The sequence below is a fragment of the Lentzea waywayandensis genome (assembly GCF_900115955.1).
Taxonomy (GTDB): Bacteria; Actinomycetota; Actinomycetes; order Mycobacteriales; family Pseudonocardiaceae; genus Lentzea; species Lentzea waywayandensis.
This window is the reverse complement of record NZ_FOYL01000009.1, coordinates 368,580-387,435: the sequence shown is the minus strand read 5'-3', so window position 1 is coordinate 387,435 and position 18,856 is coordinate 368,580. Positions and strand designations below refer to the sequence as shown.

At 70.1% G+C, this 18,856-nt stretch carries 1 protein-coding gene; it reads right to left on the bottom strand.

Annotated elements, in window-relative coordinates; translation table 11 throughout:
- Nucleotides 1–35 precede the first annotated feature (35 nt).
- Nucleotides 36–18,572, bottom strand: a complete 18,537-nt coding sequence (locus BM417_RS49385; protein WP_093602009.1) for a type I polyketide synthase — start codon at nucleotides 18,570–18,572, stop codon at nucleotides 36–38.
- Nucleotides 18,573–18,856: the final 284 nt, after the last annotated feature.

Here is an 18,856-nt window from a genome sequence, read left to right as displayed (position 1 = left end):
TCGGCATCGCCGGAAACCTTCCGTCGTGAAGTGGGTCAGCGCTCGGTGCGTCGGCCGAGCTCGTTGTCGATGAACGCGAACACGTCGTCCGCGGAGGCCTCGGTGAGGCGTTCGCGCGCGGCTTCTTTCTTGGCCGTGCCGCCGTACTGGGCGAGCAGCTTGCGCAGCCGCGCGGCGACACCCGGCGTTCCGGCGGCGAGCGCGATCTCCACCTGGTCGAGCTCGGTGGTGAGCGCGGGCCGTTCGTCCTGCGCGCCGACCAGCAGGCCGTGCAGGTGCGCGGCCAGTTCGGCAGGCGTCGGGTAGTCGAAGACGAGCGTCGCCGCGAGCTTGAGCCCGGTGGCGGCCGCGATGCTGTTGCGCAGCTCCACTGCGGTCAGCGAGTCGAAGCCGAGATCGCGGAACTGCTTGTCCGCCTGCACTTCGGCCGGTGAACCGTGCCCGAGCACCCCGGCCGCGTGCCCGCGCACCAGGTCGAGGACGTGCTGAAGCTGGTCCTCGGCGGGCAGTGCCGCCAGGGTCGCGCCGTAGTCCACAGTGGACGAGCCGCCCGCCGTTCGCTTGCCGCCGCGCACCAGCCCGCGCAACACCGCCGCGACCGGCCCGTCCGAACGTCCAGTGCTGATCCGCGCCGGCACCAGGAACGCCTCGTCACGCGACGTGGCGTCGTCGAACAGCCGCATGCCCTCCTCGACGCTCAACGGCGGCATCCCGCCCCGTCCCATGCGATCTATGGCGCCGTCCTGCAGATGCGCCGTCATGCCACTCGACTGCGCCCACGGACCCCACGCCAGCGACGTCGCCGGTAGTCCCTGCTCACGTCGATGGATGGCCAGTGCGTCCAGGAACGCGTTCGCGGCCGCGTAGTTGCCCTGCCCCGGCGCGCCGACGATGCCCGAGACCGACGAATACAGCACGAACGCCTTGAGCTTCTGCTTCTTCGTGGCCTCGTGGAGGTTCCACGCGCCGTTGACCTTGGGCGTGAGGACCGTGGCGAGCCGTTCCGGCGTCAGCGACCCGATGATGCCGTCATCGAGCACACCCGCCGTGTGGATGACGGCCGTCAGCACGACGCCCTTCACCACCTTCCTGACCGCCTTGAGGTCCGCGGTGTCGCAGGCGGCGATCGTGACGTCCGCGCCGTGCGCCGTCAGTTCCGCCTGCAACGCAACGGCTTCCGGCGCATCCGGCCCCCGCCGCGACACGAGCAGCAGCTTCTTGGTGCGCCGTTCCGCGACGAGGTGGCGTGCCAGCTCCGCACCCAGCCCACCCGTACCGCCGGTGATCAGCACCGTGCCTTCCGGATCCCACCGCGCCGTCTCGACGGTGTCGGTGACGCGAGCGAGCCGAGCGACCTGGACCTGCCCGTCCCTCACACGCGCCTGCGTCTCGCCCGCGTCCAGCAGCCCGATCGGCAGCGGCGCGGAGTCGTCGGTGTCGACCAGCAGGAACCGTCCGGGGTTCTCCGACTGCGCCGACCTGACCAGTCCCCACACCGTCGATGCAGCCAGGTCGTCGCCGCGCTTCACGAACACGACCCGCTCGTCCTGCTGGACCGTGTGAAGTGCCTGTACGGCTAGAGAATGAGCCTTCTTGACGTAGTCCTCGCCGCCGCTGATCTCGACGATCGAGGCTTCCGCCTCGGTGAACCGCGGCGCCTGCACCCACTCCAGCCGGAACAGCGAATCCTGCTGCTGTTGCCTTGTGAGCGGCGAGCCGAGGGTCACCGACTGCGCCGAGAAGACCGGCGACCCTTGCCCGTCGACTGCATCGATCGCGCCACCCAGATGCCGGACCCTCAGTGTCGACGCGCCGATCGCGTGCAGCGACAGACTCCGCCACTCGAGCGGAACGTCGTCGCCGAGCATCGCCTTCTGGATGAGCTCGGGATGCACGCCGTACTGGTTGGTCTCGCCGGAGTCCAGCGACACCTCGGCGAACGTGGCGTCCCCGAGCTGCCAGGTGTTCGCCCCGATCTCGACAGCACCCTTCGGCGGCCACTCACTGACCCGGAAGTCGCTCGCGTGCTCACCTTCTTTGAGCACGCCGCTCGCCAGCAGCATCCACTCGTCGTTCTGTCGCGTGTGGACGGTGAGCTGACGCTTTCCCTCTTGCCGGGAGGAAACCGACACCTGCAACACGCCCGCCGTCAACGGCCCGCTGACGACCAGCTCCTCGACGAGCCCGCACCCGACCTGGTCGGCCGCCCGGAACGCGATCTCCGCGAACGCCGCCTCCGGATGGTCTTCCGCGAGCCTGTTGGTGAACACCACGGCATCGGACCCGGCGAGCGTCATCGCGGCGCCGAGCACCGGGTGGTCCACCGGCCCGAGCCCGACCGCGGCGACGTCACCGGCGTTCTTGCGCGGCGTGGGCCAGTACCGGTCGTGCTGGAACGGATACGTCGGCAGCTTGATCTTGTTCTGGTTGCCGAAGAATGGTGCCCAGTCGACGTCCACTCCCTGCACGAACAACCGCGCGAGAGCCGTCGTCCACGCCGTGACCTCGTCCTTGTCCTTGCGCAGTGCCGGAATCGCGCCGTCGACCAGCGCGCTCAGCACCCCATCCGGCCCGATCTCCAGGAACGTGGCGTCGCCGATGTGCGCGACGTTGTCCGCGAACCTCACCGCGTCCCGCACGTGCCGCACCCAGTGCTCGACCGCCGTGACATCGCCGGTTGCCTGGATTGAGGTCGTCGGCTCCTGGAAACGGATGTGCTGGATGGCGTCGCGGAAGTCGTCGAGCATCGGGTCCATGAGAGGGGAGTGGAACGCGTGGCTGACTTTGAGCTGCTTGTGCTCCCAGTTCTCGGCGATCTTCCGCGCCCGCGCCTCGTCGCCCGCGATGACCACGGCGTTCTCGCCGTTGACCGCCGCGATGGACACGTCGTCGTCGAGGTGCTTGACGACGTCGCTCTCGCTCGCCCTGACCGCGAACATCGCGCCGTTGGCCGGCAACGCCTGCATCAGGTTCGCGCGTGCTCGGACGAGCGTCGCCGCGTCTTCGAGACTGAACACTCCGGCGACGTGGGCGGCTGCGATCTCGCCGACCGAATGCCCGGTGACCACTTCGGCCCTGACACCGAAGCTCTCCGCGAGCCGGTAGAGGGCGACCTCGATCGCGAACAACGCGGGCTGTGTCCTGGCCGTGCTGTTCAGCTCGGCTTCGTCCGCGCCCCAGACTGTGTCGCGAATGTGGAGGTGACGGTCGACCTCGTCGAACGCCGTTTTGAATGCTCCGAAGCGTTCGTACAGCTCCCGGCCCATCCCGAGCCTCTGCGACCCCTGCCCGGAGAACAACACGGCGAGTTTCTTCCTGCTTGCCTGTCCGGTGGCGATCTCTGTGCCGTTGAGCAGGACCGCCCGGTGGTCGAAGCGCGACCGGCTGAGCAACGAGAACCCGACGTCCTGCGCGCTCGCCCCGGTCCGTTCGACGAAGGCCGTGACCCGCTCGATCTGAGCGCGCACCGCGTCAGCCGACTTCGCGGACAGGACCAGCGGCACCGTGCCTGCCGTGCCTGCCGTGCCTGCCGTGCCTGCCGTGCCTGCCGTGCCTGCCGTGCCCGCCGTGCCCGCCGTGCCCGCCGTGCTCTTCGGGATCGATACGGATTGGCTGGCCCCCTGGGGGGATCCACCCCCCATCCCAATCATCTCAGGCAGGTCTGACAGTTCTGGTGCGCTCGGCGCTTCCAAGATCACGTGCGCGTTCGTGCCGCTGATGCCGAACGACGAGACTCCCGCGCGCCAAGGCCGGTCCACCGCGGGCCACGCGGTCGCCGACGTCAGCAGCGACACCGCCCCCGCCGACCAGTCCACGTGCGATGACGGTGAGGTGACGTGCAGCGTGCGCGGCAGGACGCCGTGCCGCATCGCCATCACCATCTTGATCACGGACGCGACGCCCGACGCGGCCTGCGAGTGGCCGATGTTCGACTTCAGCGAACCCAGCAGCAGCGGTTCCGTGCGGTCCTGGCCGTAGGTCGCGAGCAGCGCCTGTGCCTCGATCGGGTCGCCCAAGGCCGTTCCGGTGCCGTGTGCTTCCACGGCGTCCACATCGGACGTCGACAGTCCAGCAGCAGCGAGCGCCGCACGGATCACACGTTGCTGCGACGGGCCGTTGGGTGCGGTCAGGCCGTTGGAGGCGCCGTCCGAGTTCACTGCGGAGCCGCGCACGACCGCAAGCACGTCGTGGCCCTGTGCGAGAGCGTCGGACAGACGCTCGACCACGAGCACACCGACGCCCTCGGCCCATGCGGTGCCATCTGCGGAATCGGAGAACGCCTTGCATCGGCCGTCACGCGCGAGGCCGCCCTGCTGGCTGAACTCCATGAAGGTGCCCGGCGACACCAACGTCTGCACACCGCCGGCGAGTGCCAGAGTGCATTCACCGTTCCGTAGCGCGGACACGGCCATGTGCAGCGCTACCAACGACGACGAGCATGCCGTGTCGACGGTGATCGACGGTCCTTCCAGACCGAGTACGTAAGAGAGACGGCCGGACACGACGCTCGGCGACGTTCCGGTGCTGGAGAAGCCCTCGCGGGCCTGTTCGGAGTTGATCACCAGCTGGCCGTATTCGAGGCCGCCGGCGCCGAGGAAGACGCCGGTGCGCGAGCCGCGCAGGGCCAGCGGGTCGAGGCCGCCGTGTTCGAGGGCCTCCCAGGCGGTTTCGAGGACGAGGCGCTGGTTCGGGTCCATCGCGACGGCCTCGCGCGGGGAGATGCCGAAGAACGCCGGGTCGAAGTCCGCGATGCCGTTCAGGAAACCGCCGTGGCCCGTCACGGACTGCCCGGCGCCGTCGCCGACCACGCCCGCGTCCCAGCCGCGGTCCGCCGGGAAGCCGCTGATCGCGTCCCGTCCGGCCGCCACCAGGTCCCAGAGCTGGTCGGGGCTCGTGACGTCGCCGGGGAACCGGCAGCCGATGCCCACGATCGCGATCGGCTCGTCGCTGACAGCGCCCGTGAACGACTCGGTCTCCGTTGTGCCGCCGAACAGTTCGGTGGCCAGGTGATCGGCGAGAGACTGCGGGGTCGGGTAGTCGAAGACGAGCGTCGCGGGCAGTGTGAGGCCGGTGGCCGTGTCGAGGCGGTTGCGCAGCTCCACGGACGTCAACGAGTCGAACCCGAGTTGGCTGAACTCCACACCGGCGTCGATCGTCGCCGCGGATCCGTGTCCGAGAACGGCGGCGGCCTCGCCCAGCACCAGTTCCACAAGGCGTTCCGGGCTGATCTGCGCGTCGGAGCGGTTTGTCGCGGTGCGGCGTCCGCCGCGCACGAGGTCGCGCAGCAGCGGTGGCACCATGCCGTTCGTGGTGCCGGTGATGACCCGTGCGGGCACAACCTGCGGTGCGTCGACCGTGACCGCCGCGTCGAACAGCGCTAAGCCGAGCTCCAGCGAGATCGGCGGCATCGAGGACTTCTCCAGCCGTTCGAACGCCGCCGCGTCCATCTGCCCGGTCATGCCGACCTCGGACGTCCACGCGCCCCACGCCAGCGAGATCGCGTGCAGCCCCAGCGAACGCCGGTACTGGGCCAATGCGTCGAGGAACGCGTTGCCCGCCGCGTAGTTGCCCTGACCCGCGGTGCCGAGGACGCCGGACACCGACGAGTACAGGACGAACTGCGCCTCCGGGACGAGCGAGTGCAGGTTCCACGCGGCGTCCACCTTGGGCCGCAACACCTTCGTCAGCCGCTCGGGCGTCATCGACGCGATCACGCCATCGTCCAGCACGCCCGCCGTGTGCACGACGGTGGTCACGTCGTGTCCATTGAGGACGGCGGCCAGCGCGTCGTGGTCGGCCACGTCGCAGGCGGCGATCGTGACGATGGCACCGTGCGCGATCAGCTCCGCCCGCAGCTCCGACGCACCGGGCGAGTCGGGTCCGCGCCGGCTCAGGAGCAGCAGGCTTCGTGCTCCGGACGCGACGAGGTGCCGCGCCAGCTCCGCGCCCAAGCCACCGGTACCGCCGGTGATCAGTACGGTGCCGGACCAGTCGACGGGCCGCGTCTCGTGCTCGCCGAGGCGCGCCAGGCGCCCGGCGTAGGCGACGCCGTCGCGCACGACGAGCTGCTGCTCCTCGCTCAGGAGCATGCCGGGTTCGACGGTGCTCGACTCGTCGAGATCGATCAGCAGGAAACGTCCGGGATCCTCCGCCTGCGCGGCCCGCACCAGGCCCCAGACCGCCGCCGCACCAAGGTCCTGGACCGGCTCCTGCGCGCCCCGCGTGACGAACACCGTGCGCTCGTCGGCGTTCTGCAGAACCTCCAACGCCTCGATCGTCGCGCGGTGTGCGGCCTCGGCGTCGACGCCGCCCTGGACCTCGACGATCCGGGCGCTGATCTCGGACGCCTCGCCGAGCTGCGCCGGCACCCAGTTCACCTGGAACAACGCCTCACGCACCCGCTGGTCCTGCGGAACCTCAGGCACGTGCACGGTCAACGCGCGCACGGACAACACAGGGTTGCCCTCGGCGTCGGCGGCCGCCACCTCGACGGAGTCGCCGTTGCGCGTGAGCTGGACCTTCAGCCGTTCCGGGCCGATGGCGTGCAGCGACACGTCCCGCCACTCGAACGGCACGCCCTCACCGAGCAGTTCGCTCGTTCCTTCGAGAGCCTGCGCCAACAACAACGGGTGCACACCGAACGTTGCGGCGTCGTCCACACCTTCGGGCAGCTCGACTTCGACGCCGTCACCGGTGAACGTCGCGTGGTAGGGCTCGGTGGTGAGCGTGCCGGTGGCGTGCTCCACCCAGGTGTCGCCGTGCTGGGCGTGCACGCTCACCGTGCGCTTGCCGTCCTGCGGTGGTCCGACACGTACCTGCACGGGGACGGCGTCACGTTCCGGCAGATGCAACGGCACGGCCGTGGTCAGGTGTTCGACGCGATCACAGCCGACGAGGTCGCCCGCGCGGATCGCGAAGTCCAGGAACCCGGTCGCCGGGAACGTCTCGCCGAGCCACGGATGCGTCGCCTTCGCGAGCCGTCCGCTGAGCACCAGCTCGTCGGTGCCCGCGACGGTGACCGCCGCACCGAGAAGCGGGTGTCCGCCCGATGCGAGCCCATAGGCCGTGAGGTCGCCTGTACGGCCACCGACGGACGCCTTCGGCCAGAACCGCTCGCGCTCGAAGGCGTAGGTGGGGATGTTGATTTGTACACCTCGAATCAACATCTGAGTCAAGTCAACATTGATTCCGTCAACGTGTACATGACTGAGTGCTGTCATCAAGCTGTGCAGTTCAGTCCTGTCGCGCCTCAACGTCGGCACGCCGTCGACCAGCGTGGACAGGACGCTGTCCGGCCCGACCTCGATGAACCTCGTGACGCCCTTGTTCCTGAGCGCCTGGACGTTGTCGTGGAACCGGACGGTGTCGCGGACGTGGTTCACCCAGTGGTCGACGCTTGTGACGTCACCTGATGCTGTGATGGGGATGCGCGGTTCGTGGAACGTGAGCCCGTTGATCGCCTCGCGGAAGTCATCGAGCATCGGCTCCATCAACGGCGAGTGGAACGCGTGGCTGACGCGGAGTCGCTTGTGCTTCCAGTGGGCCGCGATGGCTTCGGCTTCGTGCTCGTCGCCGGCGATGACGACGGAGTTGAGCGCGTTGACCGCGGCGATCGACACGTTCTCCGTCAGGTGCGGAGTGACTTCGGCTTCGGTGGCTTGGACGGCGATCATCGCGCCGGTCCGCGGGAGGGCCTGCATGAGGCGGGCGCGTGCTTCCACCAGCTTGGCGGCGTCTTCGAGGCTGAGGACGCCGGCGACGTGCGCGGCCGCGATCTCACCGATGGAGTGGCCCGCGACGTGGGCGGGCTTGATCCGGAATTCCTCGAGCAGCCGGAACAGTGCCACCTCGATCGCGAACAGCGCGGGCTGTGCGTTGCCGGTCTGGTCGAGCGCGTCGGCGTCGGTGCCCCAGACGAGGTCGCGCAGGCCCGGTTCGAAGCGGGCGAGGACGGCGTCGAACGTGTCCGCGAAGGTGCTGAACCGCTCGTAGAGCTCCTTGCCCATGCCGAGGCGCTGCGAGCCCTGCCCGGAGAAGATCACCGCGAGGGTGTGCTCGCCGGCGACCCCGTTCGCGACCTCCTCGCCGTCGATCAGGACCGCGCGGTGGGCGAACCGCGACCGCTTCGCCAGGGTGTGGGCGACGTCGAGCGGGTTCGCTCCGGCGGTGAGGACGGCCTTGACCCGCTCGACCTGGGCACGCAGCGAGCCCGCCGACTTCGCCGACACGAGCAGCGGCACCGCATCGGTCGCGCCTGGCGTGCTTGGCGTGCCTGCGAGGCTCGCCGGCGTCGCCCGGCCGTTCGGGATCGATTCGGACTGGCCGGCCCCCTGGGGGGAACCACCCCCCATCCCAATCATCTCAGGCAGGTCTGACAGTTCTGGCGCGCTCGGCGCTTCCAAGATCACGTGCGCGTTCGTGCCCGAGATGCCGAACGACGAGACGCCCGCGCGGCGCGGGCGATCCACCGTTGGCCAGGCGGTCGTGGAGGTCAGGAGTTCGACAGCGCCCGTGGACCAGTTGATGTGGGAGGACGGCGCGGTGACGTGCAGGGTGCGGGGGAGTTGGCCGTGGTGCATCGCCAGCACCATCTTGATCACGCCCGCCGCGCCTGCTGCCGCCTGCGTGTGGCCCAGGTTGGACTTCACCGAGCCGAGGAGCAGAGGTTCGGCGCGGTTCTGGCCGTAGGTGGCCAGCAGCGCGTGCGCCTCGATCGGGTCGCCCAGCACGGTGCCGGTGCCGTGGGCCTCGACGGCGTCCACATCGGACACCGACAGGCCGCCCGAGGCGAGGGCCGCGCGGATCACGCGTTGCTGGGAGGGGCCGTTCGGGGCGGTGAGGCCGTTGGAGGCGCCGTCGGAGTTGAACGCGGAACCGCGGACCAGGGCCAGCACCGGGTGTCCGGCGGCGACAGCGTCGGAGTGGCGCTCCACCACCAGGACGGCTACGCCTTCGGACCAGACCGTGCCGTCCGCGGAGTCGGAGAACGCCTTGCACAGGCCGTCCTGCGCGAGTCCGCCCTGGCGGGAGAAACCGGAGAACGAGGTGGGGGTCGCCATCACCGTGACGCCGCCGGCCAGCGCCAGGGAGCATTCGCCGCCGCGCAGTGACTGGGCGGCCAGGTGCAGGGCGACCAGGGCTGAGGAGCAGGCGGTGTCGACGGTGACGGCGGGTCCTTCGAGACCCAGCGCGTAGGAGATGCGGCCGGAGATCACCGACGCGGCCAGGCCGGTGCCCGCGTGGCCTTCGAGGTCTTCGTTGGAGGCCATCACGACGTGCTGGTAATCCTGGCCGTTGGTGCCGACGAAGACGCCGGTTCGTGAGGCACGCAGATGGGCGGGGTCGATGCCCGCGCGTTCGAAGGCCTCCCACGAGGTTTCGAGCAGGAGGCGTTGCTGTGGGTCCATCGCGAGGGCTTCGCGCGGGGAGATGCCGAAGAACGACGCGTCGAAGTCCGCTACACCATCGAGGAAACCGCCGCGGATCGGTTCGGTCGTGTCCCAGCCCCGGTCCGCCGGGAAGGACGTGATCACGTCCTCGCCCGCCATCAGCACGCGCCACAGGTCGTCCGGCGAGTCGATGCCGCCGGGGAAGTGGCAGGCCATGCCAACGATCGCGATGTCGTCGGTGCCGGCGACGCGGACGTGCTCCTCGGCGACGACGGAGGTGTCGCCGAGGAGCTCGTCCAGCAGGAACTCCGCGAGCGCCAGCGGTGTCGGGTAGTCGAACACCAGGCTGGCGGGCAGCGCGAGTCCTGTGATCGAGGAGAGGTGGTTGCGCAGGTCGACGGCGGTCAGCGAGTCGAAACCGATGTCGCGGAACGCCTTGTCGGACGCGACCGCCTCCTTGCCCGCGTGCCCGAGCACCACCGCCGCACGCGTGCGGACGAGGTCGAGCACCGGCGTGACGCGTTCGTCGGCGGGCAGGGATCGCAGTGAACGCCGGAACTCCGCCGCGGCCGAGTCGCTCTCGGCGCGGGCGGCGGCGAGTTCGTCCAGCGCCTCGCGGGCACCGGGCAGCTCGGACATCACCGGTGTCGGGCGCAGACTCAGCAACGCCATCAGCAGCTGCGGCGCGCGCAGGTCCGCGACGACCGCCGTGGCCGTGCCGTGCGCGACGAGGTGGCGCAGAGCGGTGATCGCGAGCTCCGGGTCCAGCGACGCCGCGCCGACCTGCTTGATGTGCTCGGCGACGCGGTCGTCGCCCGCCATGCCGTCGCCCGCCCAGGCACCCCAGGCGATCGACGTGGCGGCGCGGCCCGCTTGGCGGCGTTGCTGGGCGATCGCGTCGAGCACGGAGTTCGCGGCGGCGTAGTTGCCCTGGCCCATGTTGCCGACCGAACCCGCGACCGACGAGAACAGCACGAACGCGTCGAGGTCCAGGCCGCGCGTCAGGTCGTCGAGCACGAACGCCGAGTTCACCTTCGACTCGAACACCTTGGTGAACGCGTCGGGCGTGAGGCTGTCGAACATCATGTCGTCAAGCACACCGGCCGCGTGCACGACGGCCTTGACGTCCGGCGTCAGCAGCTCGGCGACGGCGTCCCGATCGGCGACATCACACGCCACGACAACGGTTTCCGCTCCGAGCGCGGTGATCTCAGCCTGGAGATCCGCGGCGCCGGGGGAGCCGGGGCCGCGCCTGCTGACCAGGACGATCTTCGCGGCTCCGCGCCGGGCGAAGTCACGGGCGAGGTGTGCGCCGAGAGCACCGGTACCACCGGTGATCAGCACGGTTCCGGACGGCGTCCACTCGGCGCCGTCCGCTTCCGCGCCCACGACGACACGCCTGCCGAACACTCCGGCGGACCGGACCGCTGTTTGGTCCTCGTCGCTGGACAACACGCACGTGAACCGGTGCGCGATGCGATCGTCGATGTCGTCCGGCAGGTCGATCAGACCGCCCCAGCGCTGCGGGTACTCCAGTGACGCGACGCGTCCCAGGCCCCACACGCCGGACTGCCAGGGCTGGGTGAGCAGGTCGTGGCGTCCGGTCGACACCGCGCTGCGCGTGATGACCCACAACGGCGCGTTGATGTCCACGTCGCCCAACGCCTGGATGAGCGCGGTCGTGCCGACGACCGGCGCCAGTTCGTCGAGATCGTCCAGCGCCAGCAACGAGATCACGCCCGTGTAGCGCTTCTGGTTGAACTCGATCAGCTGCCCGGTCAGGTACTCGCGGTCGGCCCACGCCACTTCGAGCACCGTGACGTCGTCGCCGAGGGAGGCGAGCAACGTGCGCACCCAGGCGTCTTCGGACAGCGACATCGGCACCGCGACGAACCACGAGCCTTGCGCGGGCTTGAGGCCCGTGAGGGGCGTCCAGGACTCTTCGTGCAACCACGAGTCCACAGTGGACTTGGCGGACCTCTTCCGCCGCCACGCGGACAGGCCCGGCAGCACACCGGCCCAGGTCTGCGGGTCCATGTCGAGGGTGGCGGCGAGCTGGGTGGCGTCCTGCTGCTCGACGGCGGCCCAGAACTCGGCGTCGATCGGGTCGCGGCCGGCCGCCGGGGCCTGGGCGATCTCCGGCCAGTAGCGCTCGTGCTGGAACGGGTAGGTGGGCAGGTCGATCGTGCCGCCGTCGAGCTGCCAGCCGACCTTGACGCCGATGACGTGCAGGCGGGCCAGCGCGGTCAGCCACGCGTCGGACTCGGTCCGGTCGCGGCGCTGGGCGGGCACGGCGTCGGTGAGGCCGCTCAGGACGCCGTCGGGGCCGATCTCCAGGAAGGCGGTGACGCCCTTGGCTTTCAGGGCTTCGACGTTGTCGTGGAAGCGGACCGTGTTGCGGACGTGCTGCACCCAGTACTCGGGGTCGGTGACGTTGGCACCGTGGACGGGGATCTGCGGCTGGTGGAAGGTGAGCCCGGCGATGGCTTCGCGGAAGTCGGCGAGCATCGGTTCCATCAGGGGGCTGTGGAACGCGTGGCTGACCTTGAGGCGAGTGGTCTTGCGGCCCTTGAACTTCGCGGCGATCCGCTGCGCTTGTTCTTCGTCGCCCGCGATGACGACGGAGTTCTCCGCGTTGACGGCGGCGATGGAGACGTTCTCGGTGAGGTGCGGGGTGACTTCGGCTTCGGTGGCCTGGATCGCGATCATCGCGCCGGTCTGCGGGAGCGCCTGCATGAGGCGGGCGCGTGCTTCCACCAGCTTGGCGGCGTCTTCGAGGGTGAGGACGCCGGCGACGTGTGCGGCGGCGATCTCGCCGATTGAGTGGCCTGCCAGGTACTTCGGGGTGAGGCCGGTGCTTTCGGCGAGGCGGTAGAGGGCGACCTCGAAGGCGAACAGTGCCGGCTGGGTGTTGCCGGTCTGGTTGAGCGCGTCGGCGTCCCCGCCCCACATGACCGGTGTGACGTCGAGGTGCTGGGCGACTTCGTCGAGCGCGGCTTTGAAGACCGGCTGGGTTTCGTACAGCTCCTTGCCCATGCCGAGGCGTTGGGCGCCTTGGCCGCTGAACAGGAACGCGAGCGTCTTGGGGGAGGCGACGCCTTCTGCCAGCGTGGTGCCGTTGTGCAGTACGGCTCGATGGTCGAACGTCACGCGGTGGTGCAGCAGTGAGTAGGCGACGTCTTGTGCGTTCGCGCCGTTTGCCACGAGGGCGTTGATCTGGTCGATCTGGGCCTGGAGGGCTTCCGGCGACTTCGCCGACACGAGCAACGGTGGTGTGCTCGCCGAGTCCGGTGTGCTTGCCGTGCCTGCCAGGTCTGCGGGGGCGGCCTCGATGATCACGTGCGCGTTGGTGCCGGACAGACCGAAAGAGGAGATGCCGGCGCGATGAGGGCGGTCCACCGCGGGCCACGGGGTGTTCTCGGTCAGCAGCGACACGTTGCCCGCCGACCAGTCCACGTGCGAGGTCGGCGACGTCACGTGCAGGGTCCGCGGGAGCAGGCCGTTGCGCAGCGACAGGACGAGCTTGATCACGCCCGCGACACCGGCGGCGGCCTGGGCGTGGGCGATGTTCGACTTGATGGAGCCCAGCAGGAGCGGTGACGTGCGGTTCTGGCCGTACGTCGCCAGCAGCGCCTGGGCCTCGATCGGGTCGCCCAGGACGGTGCCGGTACCGTGCGCTTCCACGGCGTCGACGTCCGAAGTGGACAGACCGGAGTTGGCCAGGGCCTGGCGGATCACGCGTTGCTGCGCGGGGCCGTTCGGGGCGGTCAGGCCGTTCGAGGCGCCGTCCTGGTTGATGGCCGAGCCGCGCACGACGGCGAGGACCTGGTGGCCTGCGCGCAGGGCGTCGGACTGGCGTTCGATCACCAGCACGCCGACGCCTTCCGCCCAGCCCGTGCCGTTGGCGTCCTCGGAGAACGAACGGCAGCGCGCGTCGCCGGCCAGGCCGCCCTGGGCGTTGAAGCCGGCGAAGCTCATCGGGGTCGACATCACCGTCACACCGCCGACCAGGGCCATCGTCGACTCGCCGGAGCGGATCGAGTTCACGGCCAGGTGCAGGGCGACCAGCGAGGCCGAGCAGGCGGTGTCGACGGTGAGGGCGGGGCCTTCGAGGCCGAACGTGTACGAGAGGCGGCCGGAGATCACCGCGGACGACAGGCCCGTTGACGCGTGGCCCTCGACCTCGTTGCGGGAGCGCAGGATCAGGTTCGTGTAGTCCTGGCCGTTCGTGCCGATGTAGACGCCGGTTCTGGTGCCGCGCAACGACGTCGCGTCGATGCCGGCTCGTTCGACGGCCTCCCAGGCGACTTCGAGCAGTTGGCGTTGCTGAGGGTCCATGGCGAGGGCTTCGCGCGGGGAGATGCCGAAGAAGCCCGCGTCGAACTGCGTCGCGCCGTGCAGGAAGCCGCCCTCGACGGTGCCGCCCATCGCCTCGGCCTCCCAGCCGCGGTCGTGGGGGAACGTCGTGACGCCGTCGCCGCCGGTGACGAGCAGCTGCCAGAGGTCCTCCGGCGAGTTCACGTCGCCGGGCAGGCGGCAGGCCATGCCGACGATGACGATCGGGTCGTCGAGATCGGCCTGGCCCTGGGCGACGACGTCGTCGGACAGACCCTCGCCGGTCAGTTCGGCCAGGAGGTGTTCGGCCACGGCCTGCGGGGTCGGGTAGTCGAAGATCAGCGTCGCGGGCAGCGAGAGGCCGGTGGCCAGCGCGAGGGCGTTGCGCAGTTCGATGGCGGTGAGCGAGTCGAAACCGAGCGCGCGGAACTCCCTGTCCTCCGCGATCGCGCCGGCGTGGATGACCTTCGCGGCCTCCTCGCGGACCACCTCGACGACGAACGGCAGCCGGTCGGCGGAGGGAAGACCGGTGAGCTTCAACGCCAGGCCGCCGCTGCGGGCGTTCGAGGCGGTGCGTCGGCCGGGGCGGGCGCGCTCGGGGACGAACGGCGCGAGGAACGCCTCGTCGGTCCTGATGGCGGCGTCGAACAGCGTGGGGTCCCACGTGTCCATCGCGAGCGCCAGGCCCGGCAGGCCGAGACCGCGGCGGTGGGCGGCGAGGGCTTCGAGGTAGCTGTTCGCGGAGGCATGAGCGCCCTTGCCGACCGCGCCGACGACCTCGGCGATCGAGGTGAGCACGACGAACGGGACGTCGCCGCACAGCGTGTGCAGCAGCCACGCCGTGTCGGCCTTGGCCTGGAAAACGGTGTCGAGCCGGTCCGGTGTCAGGGCACCGACGACGCCGTCGTCCTGGAGGTCGGCCGCGTGCACGACCGCCGCCAGGTCATCCACAGTGGACATGATCTCGGGCAGCGAGTCCCAGTCGGTGACCGTGACGATCTCGCGCACACCCGGTAGCGCACTGAGGTGCTGCGCGATCTCGGGAACGTCGCCCGTGACGACGACGGTGCCGTTCCACGAGTGTTCGGTGGAGGGGGCGGTGGCGCGGCTGAACCGGCCGACGCGGACCTCTCCGTCGCGGACGACGGCCTGGGTCTCACCGAGCTCGAAGAGCGATGCCAGGCCGTCCGGGAGGGAGTCCTCGACGTCCAGCAGCAGGAACCGGCCGGGGTGCTCGACCTGCGCCGACCGCACCAGACCCCACACGGCCGCGCCCGGCAGATCGTCTCCGGACAGGGCGCCTCGCGTGACGAACACCAGCCGCGAGTTGGTCAGGAGCGACTCCTGGATCAGCAGCAGCGCCTGCCAGGAGTCGGTGACCGGCACGAGGACGGTGTCCGGTGTGGACTCGCCCGCCAACGAGTCCACGACCGGAACACCGAGCTGGAGGAGGTCCTCGCCGAGCACGGCCCAGTCGTTCGCGCCGTGGACCTCGATCGGGACCCAGTCGAGCCGGTACAGCTCGGTTCGTTGTGTCGCCGCCAGCTCGCGGAACGAGATGGCGGCGTCCAGGACCGCGTCCCCGTTGGCGTCGGCGGCGGTGAGCCGAACCTCTCCGTCCTTTTCGGACAGACAGACGCGGAGGAGCTTGGCGCCCGTGGCGTGCAGGGTGACCGAACGCCAGTCCGCGGGTTCGCCTTCGACGCCGAGGAAGGACGCGGCGTTCAGCGCGGCGTCCAGCAGAGCCGGGTGGAGGCCGAAACCGGTGGCGTCGCCGGACAGCGCGACCTCGGCGAAGATCTCGTCGTTCCGCTGCCAGACCGCGCGGAGGCTCTCGTCGTGGGCGCTGTCGACGACCTGCGCGCCCTTCGGCGGCCACACGGCGATGTTCTCGGGCTGCGTGCCGGTGCCGAGCCTGCCTTCGGCGTGCCTGACCCACTCCTGCTGGTCGGCCCGGGAATGCAGAGTGAAACGGCCGTCGGTGCCGACGTGGAGCTGGACCTGCACGGAACCGTTGCCCGGTAGGAGCAACGGCTCGATCGTGGTGAGCTCCTCGACGGCGCTGTGGTCGGTGAGATCGGCCGCTTTCAGTGCCAGCTCGACGAACCCGGCGGTGGGGAAGACGGGCCACTGCGCGCCGGACAGCGTGCCGGTGAGGATCAGTTCGCCCGACCCGGCGACGGTCATGGCCGCGCCGAGCAGCGGGTGCCCGGCGGGGGAGAGGCCGAGCCCGGTGGCGTCGCCCGCGCTGACCGAGACCGACGGCCAGTACGGCGCGTGCTCGAACGCGTAGGTGGGCAGGTCGACGCGCCGGCCGCCGGGGTAGCAGGGCAGCCAGTCGACTCGCGTGCCGCCGACGTGCAGGCGGGCCAGCGCTGTCTGGAACGCCTCGACCTCGTCGCGGTCCCTGCGGATCGTCGGGATGGCGTCCTCGACCAGTGCGGCGAGGACGCCGTCCGGACCGACCTCGAGGAACGTCCTGCCTTGCAGGGCTTGGACGTTGTCGTGGAAGCGGACCGTGTCGCGGACGTGCCGCACCCAGTACTCGGGGTCGGTGACGTCGGCACCGTGGACGGGGATCTGCGGCTGGTGGAAGGTGAGCGTGCTGATGGCTTCGCGGAAGTCGGCGAGCATCGGTTCCATCAGCGGGCTGTGGAACGCGTGCGAGACGCGGAGTCGCTTGTGCTTCCAGCGCTGGGCGAGTTCGAGGGTCGGGCCTTCCTCACCGGCGATGACGACGGAGGTGGGGCCGTTGACGGCGGCGATGCTGACGTTGCCGGTGAGGTGGGGCGTGACGTCGGCTTCGGAGGCTTGGACGGCGACCATCGCGCCGGTGCGCGGGAGGGCCTGCATGAGGCGGGCGCGTTCGGTGACGAGGGTCCTGGCGTCCTCGAGGCTGAGGACGCCGGCGACGTGCGCGGCGGCGATCTCGCCGATGGAGTGGCCGGCGAGGTGGGCCGGTTCGACGCCGAAGTGCTGAAGGAGGCGGTAGAGGGCCACTTCGAACGCGAACAGCGCCGGTTGGGCGTTGCCGGTCTGGTTGAGCAGGTCCTCGTCGTCGCCCCAGATGATCTGTCTGAGTTCGGGGGTGGTGCAGGCGTCGAAGGCCTCTGCGAACACGGGGTAGCGGGCGTGCAGTTGCCTGCCCATGCCGAGGCGTTGGGCGCCTTGGCCGGTGAACAGCATCGCGAGCTCGGTGCGCTTGGCCTGGCCGGTGATCTCGGTGTCGGCTAGGAGGACGGCGCGGTGTTCGAAGAGTGTGCGGGTGGTGACGAGGGAGTGGCCGATGTCGCGCGGGTCGCCGGGGTGGGTGCGGATGCGGTCGATCTGGGCTCGCAGGGAGGCTTCGGACTTGGCTGAGACGACGAGCGGCACGCGGACCGGAATCGATTCGGATTGGCTGGCCCCCTGGGGGGAAACGCCCCCCATCCCAATCATCTCAGGCTGGTCTGACAATTCCGGAACGCTCGGAGCGGCCTCGATGATCACGTGCGCGTTGGTGCCCGACACGCCGAACGACGACACGGCGGCACGCCGCGCGCGATCAGACTCCGGCCAGGAGCGTGCCGTGGTCACCAGGGAGACGTCACCGGCGGACCAGTCGACGTGCGTGGAAGGCCGGGACACGTGCAGAGTCGCGGGCACGACGCCGTGCTGCATCGCCTGGACCATCTTGATGATGCCCGCGACACCGGCGGCGGCCTGGGTGTGGCCGATGTTCGACTTCACCGAACCCAGTAGCAGCGGCGAAGGCCGGTCCGCTCCGTACACGGCCAGCAGGCTGCGGGCCTCGATCGGGTCGCCCAGCGCGGTGCCGGTGCCGTGGGCCTCCACGACGTCCACATCGGACGGACCAAGACCGGCGCGGTCCAGGGCGGCGCGGATGACCCGTTGCTGGGCGCGGCCGTTCGGGGCGGTGAAGCCGTTGGAGGCGCCGTCGGAGTTCACAGCCGAGCCACGCACCACGGCGAGAACCGGATAACCCGAAGCCTCGGCATCCGACAGGCGGGCGAGCGCCAGCACGCCGACGCCCTCGGACCAGCCGGTGCCGTCCGCGTCGTCGGAGAACGCCTTGCAGCGGCCGTCGCGGGCCAGGCCGCCCTGGCGGGAGAACTCGACGAGCGAGCCGGGAGTGCACATGACGTTCACGCCGCCGGCCAGGGCCAGCGTGCACTCGCCGCCGCGCAGGGCGTTCACGGCCAGGTGCAGGGAGACCAGCGAGGAGGAGCATGCGGTGTCGACGGTCAGGGTCGGGCCCTCGAAGCCGAACGCGTAGGAGATCCGGCCGGACTCGGCGGAGGCGGCGATGCCGGTGCCGACGTCGCCGGTCGCGTTGTCCAGGCCGCGGATCAGGAGGTGTTCGTAGTCCTGGCCGTTGGTGCCGACGAACACGCCCGTGCGGGAGCCGCGCAGAGTGGACGGGTCGAGGCCGGCTCGTTCCAGGGCCTCCCAGGACACTTCGAGCAGCAGGCGTTGCTGCGGGTCCATGGTCACCGCCTCGCGCGGTGAGATGCCGAAGAACGCCGGGTCGAAGTCGGCCAGGCCGTGCAGGAAGCCGCCCTGCACCGACACGCTGTTGCCGCGGGCGTCGACTCCGCTGCCGAGCAACGAGTCCACGTCCCAGCCGCGGTCCGCGGGGAAGCCGGTGATCGCGTCCCTGCCGGTGGACACCAGGTCCCAGAGCTGTTCCGGGGACGTGATTCCGGCGGGGAAGCGGCAGGCCATGCCGATGATCGCCACCGGCTCACTGGCCGCGGCCACCAGTTGCCGGTTGGCACGGCGTAGGCGGTCGGCCTCCTTCATGGCCGCACGCAGCGCCTCGACAACCTTCTCACTGGAGTTGCTCATGCTCTGCGCTCCGTCAGTCCGAATCCCGCGGTGCTCCCCGAGGCGATCCCCGTTGGCACATTCGAACAGCCGAACCAGTAGTGGATTCCACAGCTTCTGCCCGATGAGAACGTTTCCACGGCGCGGCCTGGGAACGTGACCACGCAGCGTGATCCGCGTGAGGCCGTTCGGGACGCCGGTGCCGGTCGCATGATGAGAAAGCGGAGTTCACCCGTTAGTGATCTTGATTTCTCAATCAAGATCAACTGTAGTTAAGGTGCGCGCGATCAACGTTCTTCTCATTG